Genomic DNA, 15,228 nt, shown 5'->3' with positions numbered 1-15,228 from the left:
CCGGGCTGCACAACAGAAAAACACGCCCGCAAAGGGGCGTGTTTTCCGTTCTGCAACCGAGGGAGGAAGGTTCAGAACTTCCAGCGGGCACCGGCCAGGATCACATTGGCATCCTGATAGGTGGCGGCGCTGGTATCAGCATAGGAATAGTCACGGTAGGCCAGATAGGTTTCGACATTGTAAGCGTCGATCTTCTGGACCGCGGCAATGCCCCAGGACTCGGCGCTGTCACCGGCGGTCACCATGTCCGAACCATCGTAGTAATCAACCGAGAACGCGGTGGAGCCCGCCGCGATCAGATCCGCCTTATAGCCCAGCTTTGCATAGGCATAGGTGCCCGCAATGTCGCGCTCGCCCGCAGCCAGGTTCAGCGACAGGCCGGTTGCCTTGTGCAGCACTGCGAAGGAGCCGGAGATATCGCGCTGGTCGGCCTTGCCGGTTTCTTCGGTCCAGGAGGCGCCGATGCCGCTGTCGATGGCAAAACCTGCCGCGTCGTCATTGGCCCAACGCACCGCCACGTCATAGCTTTCGCGGTCGTTTGCGTCCTTCAGCACGTCAGTGCCATAAGAGGTGGACAGGGTGAAACCCGCAAGTTCCGGGGTGTCATAGCGGACCCGGCCCAGACGGCCGCCGTCCAGATCGGTGAAGGCATCGCCGATATCCACACCGCTGAGAGCGCCGCCGGTGGTGCGGAAAGCATAGCCGCCCGCGGAGTCGGCAACAGAGTTGGAGGCGCCAAGGCCGGTGCCCGAGAAATCCGCGCCGGTGATGCCGTCGGTTGCCATCGAGCCCTGACCTGCCGAGAAGCGGCCATAGCTGGCAGTGTCGAACTGGAAATCAACATGGCGGATGTTGGTGCGGTCCCAGCTGATGTTGTCGCCGGTGGTCAGCTGGCTGACCCCGTCGGAGCCGCGAAAGCCAAAGGCAGTCTCGAAGCGGAACCGCAGAGTGTTTTCGCCATAGGCCTGCTCCAGTTCAAAGCCGATGCGCGAATTTGACGCCTCGTTGTCCACCAGGCGGTTAAAGTCTTCCTGCCCGTCGTCAAAGGACTGGAACGACGGGTTGAATTGCCCGTACCAGCGGAAGCTGCCGCCGGTGTCATTGGTGTAAGTCGGGCCCGCAAATGCCGGGGCTGCAAGCGCTGCTGCCAAAGTGGCCGCACCTGCGCGCGCTGCAAATTTAATGCTCATTTTCTTCAGGTCTCCTGTTCCGTCAGCAGCATGTCTCTCCATCCCTGAGACCGCCGCTTGCGCTAGGAGCTATCACGCGTTTTTCCGCCCCTTCAGGGTTGAAAATTCATCCTGGTACCAGGAGAAATGAATAGGCGAAATTTCGCCTACGGCAACTTTCAGCCTGCAGGAAACCGCCTATGAACAATGTGTTAGGTGAAGAAGATCACTTTCACCCAACCGCCAGGCTCAGAGGGGGTATGCAATTTCTGCAACCCTGCGCATACGCTCAATACTGCAACCATTTTTGCACAGGACAGCGCAGCGGAGTCCGGCAAAAAATGCCTCGGACAACCGGGGCATTTCAGTGCGCCGGGTCCCGCAAGGATCAGAACTTTCAACCTGCGCCCAGATGCACCTAGAAGGCCGGGCCAGCGCTTATGGCAAGCCGAAGGGGCTTAGCCCGGCTATCACTATCCAGCTGTCCAGCGCATCGCGCAATGTGGCGCCGCGTGCGGAAAACCCGTGCAGCTGAACAGACCACCGGCTTTCAGGCGCAGCTGTCTGTTCCCCGCGCACCAGTCTGACTTCGCCGCCCATCATGACGAATTGAGACGCCCGCGGGATGCCCTGAAGCTCGGACAGGATACGCCAGTCGGAAATACTTTGCTGAGTGTTTAATTTTGACATGCGGGAGTGCTCGGATTTCCGTCTGAGGCCATGAGTGCCGTCGAGGCTGTGCTGTCTGCGAAAAAACAGAAAGCTCTTCACGCTTCGCTGCTTCTTGGCTGGGGCACATCGGCAGAATAAACGCGGTACTTGCCGTTTTGATCGCCTCTTAGCGGGCCAAGCGGGACGACATTTGCAAAGCCTGAGGACTTGGCAAGCCGTGCGACAACCGGCGGAGACAGAAACACAAAACGTTCTCCGCCCAGCTCCTGCAGGAATGTCCGCAGCCGCTGCAGCACCAGCTGCCCTGCACCCGCGGCACCATTCGATGCAAACCTGGTGAGTTCCCAGACCGCGGGATCGCATGGCGGCTCTTCATCACACAGGTCCGTGGGCAGCCCTGGAAGCATGCCGCGGACCGCATCACGCACCATGTAAGTCATTTCGGATCTGCTAGGATGGCGGCCCCCGCGATCTGTGCGCAACAGCCTCGCGCCGGCCAGCGCTTCGCCTGTGGCAGGATCAAATGCGATAATGTAATAGGCGTCCAGATGGTCGTACTGATCCAGATCGCTTCGGCAGGACAGCCACACGCGCCAGTTTTTGCCTTCCGCAAACACGCTCTTGCGCAACGACATAAAGGCATCCAGTACATCCTGATCGGGACTTCTCAGGGACTTTGGCAGCCGCACCGGATCAAACCGGACAACCATAGTTTCAATACCCGTTCCAGCCTTGGCCTCGCTCCTGGCGTATCCGTTTTGCATAAATGTATCTCCAGTACAGGTTTCGACCTTCCCCGCTCAGAAATTACACCTAAAGGTAGATTCCCGGTTGTCTACAACTACCTTGCTGTTGCATTCTATTTGCAACTCTGGTCACATCAAATGCGACCTAGGTTGCGGGTAAGGCAACCGAGGTTGCCGGCAGAGAGACTTAAGTCGCAGGCCATTCGGGGTGGAAAATTGAGATGCCAAAATCTGTAATTACAACGAATCTGCCCTCGGACGGAGCAAACAGCACGAAGATTGCCGAGGCTTTTTCGGCCTGCAGGTCCGCGATCAACGAAGTAAGCACCACGGGTTTCACCCTCATGGTCAACTTTTCAATCATGGGATATGAGCACTTTGAATGTTCCTTCCACGAAAAATGGAAGGAACAGTATGACCGGGAAAACTACTTCCTTCATGACCCTGTATTCAATTGGGCGCTGAAGAACGAAGGCGCCATACGCTGGTCGGCCATTCAGCTGCCCGATCCTCTGCAGATACTCGAAAAGTCTCAGCGGTACGGTTTGGTGTTTGGCGCTGCCTTTGCGGCTCTGACGGGATCAAAAAGATCGATGGTGTTTGTTTCCCGGCAGGACAGGGAGCTTTCGGATACCGAGATGCGCAGGCTGAGCATGGTTGTCACGGAGTTTTTTGACTCGCTGCTTCCCCCCCCGTCCCTTTCCGGAAAAGAACTGGAGATGCTGCGTCTGCATATCCAGCAGGAAATGTCTTATGATGAGATCGCCGAGCAGTTCACGCTTTCTCTATCAGCAGTGAAAACCAGCTTTCTGCGGATGCGGCAAAAGTTCGGCTGCAAGTCCACCGCGCGCCTCGCCTATCTGGCCAAAGAGCGCAACCTGTTTGGGGTAGAGCCGCCCTGAACCTGTTGAGCGGCCTGAATAAATGATCCGGAGACCGTTTCAGAACGAACAATGCAGATTTCCAGGATTTCACCAAAGCTGCCGTTCGCGCATATCGCAGGATCCGGCACCTTGGGGTCGATCCTGCCGCCCGCTGTGATGAGAACAGACCAAGCAAAAGCAGCTATCCAAGACGGCCCAGCCGCACCGGAACATAGTAAGAACAAAATCAAGGTTAAAAAAACATAGCGCAGAACACTCGGCGCGCTAAGTTTGTAAAAATTCATCTGTAAAATCAAATTGGTGCGGGTGAAGGGACTCGAACCCCCACGCCATAGGCGCCAGAACCTAAATCTGGTGCGTCTACCAATTCCGCCACACCCGCACGCACACAAAATGCTTTGTGTGACGCGGTGACTATCAAAGGACAGCGGCGGATGCGAGCGGAAAACGCGTGCTCGGGCGCCATGTGCAAAACAGCAACAATCCGTCCGCATAATTGCAACAATGAACAGGCTTTCGACGGAAAAGGCTGGGCCTGGAATCCGGTTCCGGCATAGATTCACAAAAAAGTCTGAGGCAGACAGAGCGAGTAACAACATGAAACCGTTTGGTAATGCGGCATTACGCGCGCAATTGGCGATGCGCGGCCAAGCACAGCCCCGGCGCCTGTATCAGGGCAGCCAGAACATCAGCCTGCTGCGCGGCACCCTGGTACTGACCCGCGAGGGCGAGCGCGCAGCGGAAGAGGTTAAAGCAGGCGGCAGCCTCATCACCCGCACCCAGGGCATGGCCCGGGTAGAAGCGGTCCGCACCCGCCGCGCCATGCTGCAAGCCGTATGCATTTCTGCCGGATCGCTTGGCGACACCCGCGCAGACAGCGACCTGACCGTCCCTTGGGACCAGCGGATCCTTGTCCGTGATTGGCGTGCCAAGGCAATGTTCGGCCAGCCGCAGGCAGTGGTGCCGGCCTATGAGCTGGTGGATGGCGAATTCATCCGTGATCTGGGTCTGCAGATGATGGATCTGACGATCCTGGAGTTTTCCCGCCCGCATGTGATTTATGCAGGCGGGTTGGAACTGGCCGCGGCCGCCGCACCGGACGAAGATCTGCGCCCGGCGGCCTGAGCCGGAGCGTTACACCCCCAGCCTGCGGAACACCGCGGGGACCTGCTCTGGCAGGTCCTCGGCAATCAGTCCGGGGCCGAATTCCAGCGCGCATTCCACATGAACATAGGCGGCAGTTTCGGCGGCCTGCATTGGAGAGAACCCGCGCGCCATCAGCCCGGTGATAAAACCTGCAAGCACATCGCCCGACCCGGCGGTGGCCAGCCAAGGCGCGGAACGCTCGTAATGGGCTGAGTTGACCGAGCAGCGCCCGTCCGGCGCGGCAATCACCGTATCCGGCCCCTTGAACAGCACCACGCAGCCCGTGCGTTTTGCCGCCTCCCGGGTTGCATCGACCTTGGAATAGCCCGGGCCTGCGGCGGCAGGTGCATTCAGCCTTTCGGCCAGGTCCGGGAACAGCCTGGCAAATTCACCGCCATGCGGGGTGATCACACAGTCTTCATGCAAAGCCTCAAATAGCACCTCCGGCTTCATCTCGAACCGGGTAAGCGCATCTGCATCCAGCACGGTTGCCCGTTTTTCCTTCAATGTGGCGAACACCATCGCCTGCGTATCCGCGCCGCGCCCCATACCAGGGCCAAGGCAAATAGCGCTGAGCCGTTCGTCTTCCATCAGCTCTACCAGCCCATGCGCCCCGTCAATCTGGCGCAGCATGATGGCGGTGAGGTTGGCGGCATTTTCAAACATCGCCGAACGCGGCGAGCCGACGGTGACCAGCCCGGCCCCGATCCGCAAGGCTCCGCGGGCGGCCAGCCGCGCGGCGCCGGTTTTGCCGTGGCCGCCGGAGAGGACGAGGGCGTGGCCGTGGGAATACTTGTGCTCTTCTCTATTTTTGGGCAGTAAATCTGACCGCCGGTGATCTACGAGGTTTACAAAACCCTCGCCGCTCGTCCCGCCGCACTCATTCATTCCAGGGAAATCATCTTGCTTGGCCAGAAAGCCCTTCCTGGCTTCAAACCCGGCCAGCCCAATATCTACAGTGCGCAGGCTCCCGCAGTAACCCGGCCCATCGTCAACGAAATGCCCAATACGGGGTCTATGGAAAGTGACTGTAAGCCAGCTCCAGTTACCACCATATTCCAGGCACAAAGCACGGCCACTGTTCATGCAAAGACCCGTTGGCGCATCAACCGCTACCATGCGGTTCAAAGTTCTGCCCTCGGTGTATAGTTTGGTCAGCGGCTCAAGGACAGAACTGTCCGGTGCACGCGACAATCCGGAGCCAAAAATTGCATCCACGAAAAGGCTCCCTTCCGCGTTACCTACAGCTTCCATACTCCACGGCTGTACAGTGCCCGCACCCAAACGCTCATAATTCGCCCTCGCATCCGGCGGCAGCTTGTCCGGGTCTCCATACAAAAACACCTCCACCTCCCAGCCGCGCTCCTTCAGCAACCGGGCGACCACAAACCCATCGCCGCCATTATTGCCAGGCCCGCACAGCACCACGGTCCGCAGCGGTTTTTCAACTTTCTCCAAATACTCCGGGGAGTGCGAGGGGCCGGCCCCTCGCCCGCTTTCAACAGGCTCCGCAAGTTCCGGCCACTCCTCAAAGATGGCCTCAACCACCCCCTGCCCGGCCCGCTCCATCAGTTCAAGGCCTGTTACTTCGCCGGTTGCGATGGCGGCCTGTTCGATGGCCCGCATCTGGGCGGCGGTCAGCAGTTCGGTCATTTCGTCTTCTTTCCCGATTCAATTTTGCGCAATCCTTGGGCGCAGTGCTTAATTTTTAGGCGGTGACGATCAAATCCTGGCCACAATTGCCGCAGCTGCAGCCTCGCGCATTGCTGCCTTCATTTAGAAGTGAAATGACACCCTCAACAAGCTTGCGAGGAGCCATTCCGATGAAAAAGATCGAAGCCATCATCAAGCCTTTTAAACTGGATGAGGTGAAGGAAGCGTTGCAGGACGTCGGCGTGCAAGGCCTTTCAGTGATCGAGGTCAAAGGCTTTGGCCGTCAGAAGGGCCACACCGAGCTGTACCGCGGTGCTGAATATGTGGTCGACTTCCTGCCCAAGGTGAAGGTCGAAGTGGTGCTGGACGACGATCAGGTCGACCAGGCGATCGAGGCCATCGTCGATGCCGCCAAGACCGACAAGATCGGCGACGGCAAGATTTTTGTCTCGCCCGTCGAACAAGCCATTCGCATCCGCACCGGCGAAACCGGCCCGGACGCATTGTAAGTTAAAAGCAAATCTCCAAGACATCTCTAAAGAAGGACTAAGGGAATGAGCGTAGACGCAGTTCTCAAGACTCTCCGTGAAGACGACGTCGCCTATGTCGACATCCGTTTCACCGACGTGCGCGGCCGCCTGCAGCACGTGACCGTGGACGTGGACCTGGTCGACGAAGACTTCCTCGAAGAAGGCTTCATGTTCGACGGCTCCTCGATCGCCGGCTGGAAGTCGATTGAAAACTCCGACATGAAACTGATGGCCGACACCACGTCCGCCTATATCGATCCGTTTTATGCCGAGAAAACCCTCTGCATCCATTGCTCGATTGTTGAGCCCGACACCGGCGAAGCCTATGAGCGCGACCCGCGCGGCACCGCCCAGAAGGCAGAAGCCTACCTGAAGTCCTCCGGCATCGGCGATGTCGCCTATATGGGCCCCGAAGCGGAATTCTTCCTGTTCGACGACGTGCGTTACTCCAACACCATCAACAAGGTGTCCTATGAGGTCGACGCAACCGACGGCTCCTGGAACACCGACGCCGAGTTTGAGATGGGCAACATGGGCCACCGCCCGGGCCTGAAGGGCGGTTACTTCCCGGTCAATCCGACCGACGAAGCGCAGGATCTGCGTTCGGAAATGCTCTCAACCATGAAGCGTCTGGGCATGAAGGTCGACAAGCACCACCACGAGGTTGCCTCCTGCCAGCACGAGCTGGGCCTGATCTTTGACAGCCTGACCAAGCAGGCAGACGAGCTGCAGAAGTACAAATACGTGATCCACAACGTGGCGCACGCCTATGGCAAATCGGCAACCTTCATGCCGAAGCCGATCTATGGCGACAACGGCTCCGGCATGCACGTGAACATGTCGATCTGGAAAGACGGCAAGCCGCTGTTTGCAGGCGACAAATACGCGGATCTCAGCCAGGAAGCGCTGTATTTCATCGGCGGCATCCTGAAGCATTCCAAGACCCTGAATGCCTTCACCAACCCGTCCACCAACTCCTACAAGCGCCTGATCCCGGGCTTTGAAGCCCCGGTTCTGCGCGCCTACTCTGCCCGCAACCGTTCCGGCTGCGTGCGGATCCCGTGGACTGAAAGCCCGAAAGCCAAGCGCGTCGAGGCCCGCTTCCCCGATCCGGCGGCAAACCCCTACCTGTGCTTCGCAGCACTGCTGATGGCCGGCCTGGACGGCATCCGCAACAAGATCGATCCCGGCGAAGCCATGGACAAGAACCTGTACGACCTGCCGGCCGAAGAGCTGGAAGGCATCCCGACCGTCTGCGGCAGCTTGCGCGAAGCGGTTGACGCGCTGGCCGCCGACCACGACTTCCTGCTGCAGGGCGACGTGTTCACCAAAGATCAGATCGACGGCTATATCGAGCTGAAAATGGAAGAAGTGCACAAGTACGAGCACACCCCCCATCCCGTCGAATTCGGCATGTACTACAGCTGCTAAGCTGCACAGCCATGACTTTGAAAGGGCGTCCTTCGGGGCGCCCTTTTACTGTTCCATGAGCGTGCTCAGTGGATCGGGGTTTTCCTCCGCCCGGCGCTTCTGGCGGCAGTGCTGCTTTTTCTTGCTCTTGTATTGCGGCTGCTGTATCCCGGCCCGCTCCCGCCTGTGAAAGGAGCCTTTTCCATGACTGCCCCCAACACCCTTGGTATCGATTTTGGCACCTCCAATTCGGCGGCGGGGATTGCCGTGGCCGGCCGGCCCTGGCTGGTCGAGATGGAACCTGGCGAGCAGACCCTGCCCACCGCTGTGTTCTTCGACGAGGACAGCCGCAGCATGCGGATCGGCCACAGCGCCACGCGGGCGCTGATCAACGGTGACGAGGGGCGCTTCATGCGCGCCTTGAAAAGCCTGCTGGGCACGCCGCTGCTGCATGAGGAACGGCGGCTGGGCGGCGAGCGGATCAGTTTCGGCACCCTTATCGCCCGCTTTCTGGCCGAGATGAAGCAGCGGGCCGAGACGGCGACGCATATGGAATTCACCCATGCGCTGTCCGGCCGGCCGGTACGGTTTCATTCCAAGGACGAGGATCGCAATATCCAGGCCGAAAAGGACCTGCGCGCCTGCTATCTGGAAGCAGGTTTTCAGGACGTGCTGTTCCTGTTTGAGCCGGAAGCCGCCCTGCGCGCTGCAGCACCTGCGCCGGGCTGCGGGCTGATTGTCGATATCGGCGGCGGCACCTCGGACTTCACCGCCTTTGAACAGGACGCAAACGGCGCCACCCGCATCCTGGCCTCGCATGGGGTGCGGCTGGGCGGCACCGATTTTGACCGGCAGCTGAGCATCCACCATGTCATGCCGCTGCTGGGGCGCGGCAGCCAGATCCGCAACAGCTTTGGCGGCGGCACCCTGCCTGCGCCGAACCGGCTGTTCAACGATCTGGCCACCTGGCAGATGATTCCTTTCCTTTACAGTCCGGAAAGCCGCCGCGCCGCCAAGGATCTGGCCGCCAATGCGGTTGAGCCGGACAGGCTGGCCCGGCTGGTTGACGTGCTGGAAGATGAGCTGGGCCACGAGCTGGCCTTTGCGGTTGAGCGCGGCAAGATCCAGGCCAACACGGCAGGCGGCGCGGCGGCGATTGATCTTAAGCTGCTGCAGCGCGGCCTGTCCGTGCCGCTGCCCGCCGCAGAAATGAACCAGACACTGGCAGAACAGACCGCTGCCATCGGGGCCTGCGCTGCCGAGACTCTGGCGCAGGCCGGTCTTCCTGCAGCCAGCGTGGACCGGATCGTGCTGGTCGGCGGCTCTTCGCTGCTGGGGGCGGTTCAGGCGCAAATGCGCAGCATCTGTCCAAACGCCCGCGTTGAAACAGGAAATGCCATGACAGCGGTGGCGGACGGGCTTGCCCTGGCCGCCGGAACAGCCTTTGCTTAGGTAAATGGGAACCATGCACGGCTTTTCCCGTTAGACACGCGCGGCCAGCACGTTAGGCTGAAGGCTACGAGCCACATTTGAGAGATTCTTTCATGCGCCGCCTGCTGGCCCCTGCCTTGATTTCCGCCCTGCTAGCTTCCCCTGCCCTGGCCGCGCCTTGCGGCAATACCTCATCCGGGTTTGACGCCTGGAAGCGGGACTTCCAGAACGAGGCCAAGCGCGCAGGTGTGCGCAAGGCGGGGCTGCAGGCGCTTGCGGCCGCGCAATATGCCCGCCGTACCATTTCTGCTGACCGCAACCAGAAGAGCTTTAAATACTCGCTGGAGAAATTCATGCAGATCCGCGGCTCGGCAACCATCGTGGCGCAGGGCCGCAAGCGAAAGGCGCGCAACCCGGACTTCTATGCCGCACTTGAGCGTAAGTACGGCGTGCCCGCCGGCGTTCTGATTGCAATCCACGGGATGGAGACCGCGTTCGGCAACTATATGGGCGACAGCCAGGTGGTTTCCGCCATCGTGACGCTGACCTATGATTGCCGCCGCTCCGATTTTTTCCGTCCGCATGCGCTGGGGGCGCTGAAGCTGGTGGACCAGGGCGCCATCACCCCGGCCACGCTGGGTGCCAAGCACGGCGAGCTGGGCCATACCCAGTTCCTGCCCGGCAATGCGCTGCAATACGGGGTGGACTGGGACGGCAACGGGCGGGTGGATTTCTACAATATGGGGGATGCGATGGCCTCCACCGCCAATTACCTGCGCCAAAAAGGCTGGAAGCCCGGCAAGGGATATCAGCAGGGCGAGCCGAACTACCGGGTTCTGAAGCAATGGAACGCCGCAACTGTTTATCAGCAATCGCTTGCAATCATGGGGCGGCAGATCGACGGCTAAGCCGCAACCAGGCAAATATCAGGCAAGGTTGCTGCCCGCTCCTTTGGCTGTTTTGCGGCTGCCTTCTTGACCGCCAGGAACAGTGAAGATGATTCCCGCGTCATTGTAGGCTCTAGGGCATCAATGTGTCCGCCGGCCGCCGCAATTGGGCCGTAATCCAGCCACCCAAATCGAGCCCCTCGAATTAAATCAATTAAAAACAAGAGCTTCAACAACACCCCGTTTCCTGCAACTCTGTTCACGCTGTATCGCAGGACGCCGTGTTTTCCGCCCCACTTTCAACTCGTTCAAATTTTATCCTTCTTTTATCGGCACCCTGAATGGAGGATCCGGACGGTGGCAGAAAAAGTGCAGTATACAGGCAGGCTCGGACTGGAGGCCCGCGATACCGGGACCCTTTCAGCAGCGGTTTCGGCTGTTGTGGACACGCTCGAGGATTTCGGCCATCCGGCAGAAACAATCGAGGCGCGGGCAGAAAATACAGCCAAAATTCAATGTGACCATTACCTGGTGACTGTACGGTTGCGCAGGGTTCCATTGCGGCGCGCCAGCCGGCTGACAAACGCGATGCTGCAGCCCGCGGCACTGCTGGAACTTTCGCTGACGCCCGCCTTTCCCGATTATTGCGATCAGGAGATTTCGGAACTGTTTCTGGCCGAAATGCTGCGGCGGCTGCTTCCTGCTGTTGAGGCAACTTCGGTTGAATGGCTCGAATCCGATGTGGCGCTGACGTGCGAACAGTTCCTGAGCGTATTCGAGCCCAATCCGGAAAACAGTCTGCAAGCCACACCCGAGCCAGCCGAAACCCGGCGGGAACGCCCCGCTCCTGTCAGGCTGCGCGGCCGGGCATGTTTCACTCCGGTTGATCAAGCTGCGCTGGCTCTTGATGCCCACTGCGATCAGGCGTTCCAAGCTGTCAGGCTTACCCAAAGCGAACCAGAAGAAATCCAGAAAGCAGATCTCGCTCAGGCCAGGGCCCGCAAACCGGAACAGGCCCAAAGCCCCTACCGCGGCTGGGCGCATCAACTCAGGTCGACGGCGATTGCCGCTTTCAGCATTGCGGGCACCCGCCGGTTGCGTTTCATCAGCCATCTTATGCTTCTGACAGCATTGCTGCTGTATATGGAAAGTGCCGGAATGGTGCAGGCTGCCCGCCCGCTGGTGCCTTAAGCCCTGTGTATGAACACGGGCCGCCACGTTTGCTGAAGCTTACCCTTCACGGTTCACATTGTCCGATGCCCAAGGGTCAGAAACGACTGTAGAACCCGTCGTTTTCTGCAGCGCTTCCGCCAGTAGACGGCTGCACACTGGACAAACCTGTGCAGCGACGGAGGCCACGCATGAACGAGCATTACCGCGACATCCGCAAGATTGATCCAACCCGCGGCGCCAATCTGGGCGACAACACCCCGAACAACAATGACCGGGTTGAAATCGGCCCGACCCAGCTGGCTTTTGGCGAATGGACCGAGGCCGGGTTGCAGCTGCCCGATTTGCAGGCAATGCGCAATTTCCGCTGGGAGCGGCTGACCCGTTTCATCAACGACCGCGGCTATGCCGGCCTTCTGGTGTTTGACCCGCTGAACATCCGCTATGCCACCGACAGCACCAACATGCAGCTGTGGAACACCCACAACCCGTTCCGCGCCCTGCTGATCTGCGCTGACGGCTATATGGTGCTGTGGGATTACAAACAGTCGCCGTTTCTCAGCGAATTCAACCCTCTAGTGCGCGAACAGCGCGCTGGCGCCGACCTGTTTTATTTCGACCGCGGCGACAAGGTGGATGTGGCCGCCGACGTGTTCTCCAATGAGGTGCGCAAACTGCTGGAGGAACACAGCGGCAGTAACAAGCGCCTGGCAGTGGACAAGGTCATGCTGCACGGGCTGCGCGCGCTGGAGGCGCAAGGCCTGGAGATCCTCCCCGGCGAGGAACTCACTGAGAAATGCCGCGCGGTGAAAGGCCCGGACGAGATCCTGGCGATGCGCTGCGCCCATCACGCCTGCGAAACCGCTGTGGCGGAGATGGAGAAGTTCGCCCGTGAAAATGTGCCCGGCGGCAATATCTCGGAAGACGACGTCTGGGCGGTGCTGCACGCCGAAAACATCCGCCGCGGCGGCGAGTGGATCGAAACCCGTCTGCTGTCCTCCGGCCCGCGCACCAACCCGTGGTTCCAGGAATGCGGCCCCCGGATCATCCAGAACAACGAGATGATCAGTTTCGACACCGATCTTGTCGGCTCCTACGGCATCTGCATCGACATCTCCCGCAGTTGGTGGATCGGTGATGAAAAACCGCGCGCCGATATGGTCTATGCCATGCAGCACGGGGTCGAACACATCCGCCATAACATGGAGATGCTGAAGCCCGGTGTGAACATCCAGGAGCTGTCACGCGGCTGCCATGTGCTGGATGCGCAGTTCCAAAAGCAGAAATACGGCTGCATGATGCACGGCGTCGGCCTGTGCGATGAATGGCCGCTGGTTGCTTATCCGGACCAGATGGTCGAGGGCGCCTTTGACTATGACCTGGAACCGGGCATGGTGCTGTGTGTCGAGGCGCTGATCTCCCCCGAGGGCGGCGATTTCTCGATTAAGCTGGAAGATCAGGTTCTGATCACCGAAGACGGCTACGAGAACCTGACCAAATATCCGTTCGACAAGGCACTTATGGGGGAAGCCTGACCTGAACCGCCGGCCCCGCCTGTACAGGTGGGGCCGGGATATCCTGCGGCGCCGTCAGGCGCCTCCGCTTAAGAACAGCGCGAGCTTTTCACGCAGCACCAGTACACCGGGCGTATCCGTCACCTCATGCAGCCGGTTCAGCGGCACCCAGGTCAGTGCATGGGATTCCCCGCTCACCGCAAAATCCCCTGCCTCTGCTTGAAACAGGTACCGAACGTCATAATGCAGATGCTCGCAGTCCTACGCATTTTCCGGGATTGCGTGAATGTCCACATCAAACACCTGATCAGACAGCGGCTTGATCCGCGGCAGCCCGCTTTCCTCATAGGCTTCTTTCAACTCCACAAAAGCCGCATCGGCAATGCCGTCGCAATGGCCGCCCAACTGCAACCAGCGATCCAGCTTCCGGTGATGGGTCAGCAGAACGCATTTCATGTCCGGTGACAGCACAAAGGCAGAACCGGTAACATGACCTGTCTCAGGGTTGCGGCCAAAGGCCTGGGGTTCACTTTCGCAAAAGAACCGCAACTGCCGCCACATTTCCCTGTCGCGAGCCGTTTGCGGCGTGTAAATGCCAATTCCGGCCAGACTTAATGCACTCATCTGCCTTCACCTTCACGTGACGTTGCGGGCCGCCGCCTTGTTCCTGTGCCAACGAGCGCTCAATCTAAACGGAACACCCAACAAAGGCCACGCCCATGCCCGCTGAACGCATCTCCTTCCCCGGCCATGCCGGAAACACCCTTGCTGCCCGCCTCGACCTGCCTGAGGGACCGGTGCTTGCAACGGCGCTGTTTGCCCATTGCTTTACCTGTTCCAAGGATATTCCGGCCGCGCGGCGGATTGCCGGACGGCTGGCGGCGATGGGGATCGCGGTGCTGCGGTTCGACTTTACCGGTTTGGGGCATTCCGAAGGGGAATTCGAAAACACCTCCTTCAGCTCCAATGTCGCGGATCTGATCATGGCGGCGCAGTATTTGGCCTCGCGCGGCATGGCGCCTTCTTTGCTTATCGGCCATTCGCTGGGCGGCGCGGCGGTGCTGCGGGCACGGGCAGGCATCCCGTCTGTCAAAGGCGTGGTGACACTGGGCGCACCGTTTGATCCCGGCCATGTCTCGCACCACTTCGACGCTGCCTTGCCCGAGATAGAGGCCAAAGGCCGTGCTGAAGTCTGCCTGGGCGGGCGGCCTTTTGTCATTGGCAGGGAATTCGTCGACGATATCAACGCCGAAGCGCTGGAGCCTGCAATTACCGGCCTCAAGGCTGCACTGCTGGTGCTGCATGCCCCGCGGGATGAAACAGTAAGCATCGACAATGCCGCCTCGATCTTTACTGCGGCCAAACACCCCAAAAGCTTTGTCACCCTGGATGATGCCGATCACCTGATCACCCGTGCTGCGGATGCGGAATATGCCGCCGAGGTGATTGCCGCCTGGGCCGGGCGCTATGTCAGAATGGCCCCGCCCGCGCCGCCGCCCGGTGCCCCCGAAGGCATCCTGCGGGTGACCGAGGCCGACCCGGAGGGATTCCTGCAGGATGTGCAATCCGGTCCCTATCACCACACCTTTGCAGATGAGCCATTGGCCTATGGCGGCACCAATCGCGGCATGTCGCCTTACGGCTTCGTGGCGGCGGGGCTGGGTGCCTGCACCTCGATGACGCTGCGGATGTATGCCCGCCGCAAGGGCTGGCCGTTGGAGGGGATCAGCGTCGATGTCAGCCATGACAAGGTGCATGCTCAGGATGCCCAGCCGACGGGACCCGCCAAAATCGACCAGTTCACCCGTGTGATCCACCTTTGCGGCCCTTTGAGCGGGGAACAACGGGCCAAGCTGATGGAGATTGCAGACAGATGCCCGGTGCACCGGACATTGGAGAGCGGCGCCAAGGTGGTGACGCATCTGGAGACCACACCCCAGGCGGCTACCGCGTAACTTCAATACTCCCGGATCTCCCGCGCCCGGCCCCTGCAGGAAACCTGCAACGGCAGCGGCC

General features: G+C 59.9%; 16 protein-coding genes and 1 tRNA gene. 9 read left to right on the top strand and 8 right to left on the bottom strand.

Going from position 1 to position 15,228, the window contains the following annotated elements; all coding sequences use genetic code 11:
• Positions 1–71: 71 nt before the first annotated feature.
• The 3 genes from L1069_RS14220 to L1069_RS14210 all read right to left on the bottom strand — a co-directional run bounded on the left by L1069_RS14220 (position 72) and on the right by L1069_RS14210 (position 2,605).
• Positions 72–1,190, bottom strand: coding sequence for a porin (locus L1069_RS14220; protein ID WP_237456098.1), 1,119 nt, complete (start codon positions 1,188–1,190; stop codon positions 72–74).
• 417 nt (positions 1,191–1,607) lie between these two features.
• Positions 1,608–1,859: a hypothetical protein gene (locus L1069_RS14215; RefSeq protein WP_211037638.1), complete on the bottom strand. Its 252-nt coding sequence runs from the start codon at positions 1,857–1,859 to the stop codon at positions 1,608–1,610.
• A gap of 77 nt (positions 1,860–1,936) precedes the next feature.
• Positions 1,937–2,605: an acyl-homoserine-lactone synthase gene (locus L1069_RS14210; RefSeq protein WP_129371043.1), complete on the bottom strand. Its 669-nt coding sequence runs from the start codon at positions 2,603–2,605 to the stop codon at positions 1,937–1,939.
• Between the two features lie 203 nt (positions 2,606–2,808).
• On the opposite strand from L1069_RS14210, the gene L1069_RS14205 reads away from it, so the two are divergent.
• The gene (locus L1069_RS14205) at positions 2,809–3,489 is read left to right on the top strand and encodes an autoinducer binding domain-containing protein (protein WP_237456097.1); all 681 of its coding nucleotides are present in this window, start codon (positions 2,809–2,811) and stop codon (positions 3,487–3,489) included.
• Positions 3,490–3,769: 280 nt separating this feature from the next.
• On the opposite strand, the gene L1069_RS14200 is transcribed toward L1069_RS14205, so the two are convergent.
• Positions 3,770–3,853: transfer RNA gene (locus tag L1069_RS14200), tRNA-Leu, on the bottom strand.
• A gap of 215 nt (positions 3,854–4,068) precedes the next feature.
• Between L1069_RS14200 and L1069_RS14195 the strand changes: the two genes are divergently transcribed.
• Positions 4,069–4,596: a Hint domain-containing protein gene (locus tag L1069_RS14195; protein WP_129371045.1), complete on the top strand. Its 528-nt coding sequence runs from the start codon at positions 4,069–4,071 to the stop codon at positions 4,594–4,596.
• A 9-nt stretch (positions 4,597–4,605) separates the two neighbouring features.
• On the opposite strand, the gene L1069_RS14190 is transcribed toward L1069_RS14195, so the two are convergent.
• Positions 4,606–6,270 carry an NAD(P)H-hydrate dehydratase gene (locus L1069_RS14190; protein WP_237456095.1) on the bottom strand — a complete coding sequence of 555 codons (1,665 nt, stop codon included), beginning with the start codon at positions 6,268–6,270 and terminating at the stop codon, positions 4,606–4,608.
• Between the two features lie 170 nt (positions 6,271–6,440).
• Here L1069_RS14190 and L1069_RS14185 point away from each other — a divergent pair, with 170 nt between their 5' ends.
• The 4 genes from L1069_RS14185 to L1069_RS14170 all read left to right on the top strand — a co-directional run bounded on the left by L1069_RS14185 (position 6,441) and on the right by L1069_RS14170 (position 10,549).
• Entirely contained in the window at positions 6,441–6,779 is a 339-nt protein-coding gene (locus tag L1069_RS14185) for a P-II family nitrogen regulator (protein ID WP_008554830.1), read from the top strand.
• A 45-nt stretch (positions 6,780–6,824) separates the two neighbouring features.
• Positions 6,825–8,231, top strand: a complete 1,407-nt coding sequence (glnA, locus tag L1069_RS14180) for a type I glutamate--ammonia ligase (protein ID WP_129371047.1) — start codon at positions 6,825–6,827, stop codon at positions 8,229–8,231.
• Between the two features lie 183 nt (positions 8,232–8,414).
• On the top strand, positions 8,415–9,662 hold the full coding sequence (locus L1069_RS14175; protein WP_237456093.1) for an Hsp70 family protein: 1,248 nt from the start codon (positions 8,415–8,417) through the stop codon (positions 9,660–9,662).
• A gap of 92 nt (positions 9,663–9,754) precedes the next feature.
• On the top strand, positions 9,755–10,549 hold the full coding sequence (locus tag L1069_RS14170) for a lytic murein transglycosylase (protein ID WP_129371049.1): 795 nt from the start codon (positions 9,755–9,757) through the stop codon (positions 10,547–10,549).
• Here L1069_RS14170 and L1069_RS14165 read toward each other — a convergent pair.
• Entirely contained in the window at positions 10,546–10,764 is a 219-nt protein-coding gene (locus L1069_RS14165) for a hypothetical protein (RefSeq protein ID WP_164982731.1), read from the bottom strand. The two genes, L1069_RS14170 and L1069_RS14165, sit on opposite strands and share 4 nt — an antisense overlap.
• Before the next feature lie 121 nt (positions 10,765–10,885).
• On the opposite strand from L1069_RS14165, the gene L1069_RS14160 reads away from it, so the two are divergent.
• Complete coding sequence (locus tag L1069_RS14160; protein ID WP_237456091.1) at positions 10,886–11,719, top strand: hypothetical protein; 834 nt, start codon at positions 10,886–10,888, stop codon at positions 11,717–11,719.
• A 170-nt stretch (positions 11,720–11,889) separates the two neighbouring features.
• Complete coding sequence (gene dddP, locus L1069_RS14155; protein ID WP_237456089.1) at positions 11,890–13,233, top strand: dimethylsulfonioproprionate lyase DddP; 1,344 nt, start codon at positions 11,890–11,892, stop codon at positions 13,231–13,233.
• 54 nt (positions 13,234–13,287) lie between these two features.
• Here dddP and L1069_RS24170 read toward each other — a convergent pair whose 3' ends face one another.
• Positions 13,288–13,410, bottom strand: coding sequence for a hypothetical protein (locus tag L1069_RS24170; RefSeq protein ID WP_275423078.1), 123 nt, complete (start codon positions 13,408–13,410; stop codon positions 13,288–13,290).
• A gap of 63 nt (positions 13,411–13,473) precedes the next feature.
• Complete coding sequence (locus L1069_RS14150; protein WP_237456088.1) at positions 13,474–13,836, bottom strand: hypothetical protein; 363 nt, start codon at positions 13,834–13,836, stop codon at positions 13,474–13,476.
• Positions 13,837–13,931: 95 nt separating this feature from the next.
• On the opposite strand from L1069_RS14150, the gene L1069_RS14145 reads away from it, so the two are divergent.
• Entirely contained in the window at positions 13,932–15,167 is a 1,236-nt protein-coding gene (locus tag L1069_RS14145; protein WP_129371054.1) for a bifunctional alpha/beta hydrolase/OsmC family protein, read from the top strand.
• Positions 15,168–15,228 lie beyond the last annotated feature (61 nt).

The organism is Leisingera sp. MMG026 (genome assembly GCF_021654205.1).
In the GTDB taxonomy this organism is placed as follows: Bacteria; Pseudomonadota; Alphaproteobacteria; order Rhodobacterales; family Rhodobacteraceae; genus Leisingera.
Note: the sequence above shows the minus strand (reverse complement) of the source record. Positions and strands in the feature narration are given on the sequence as shown.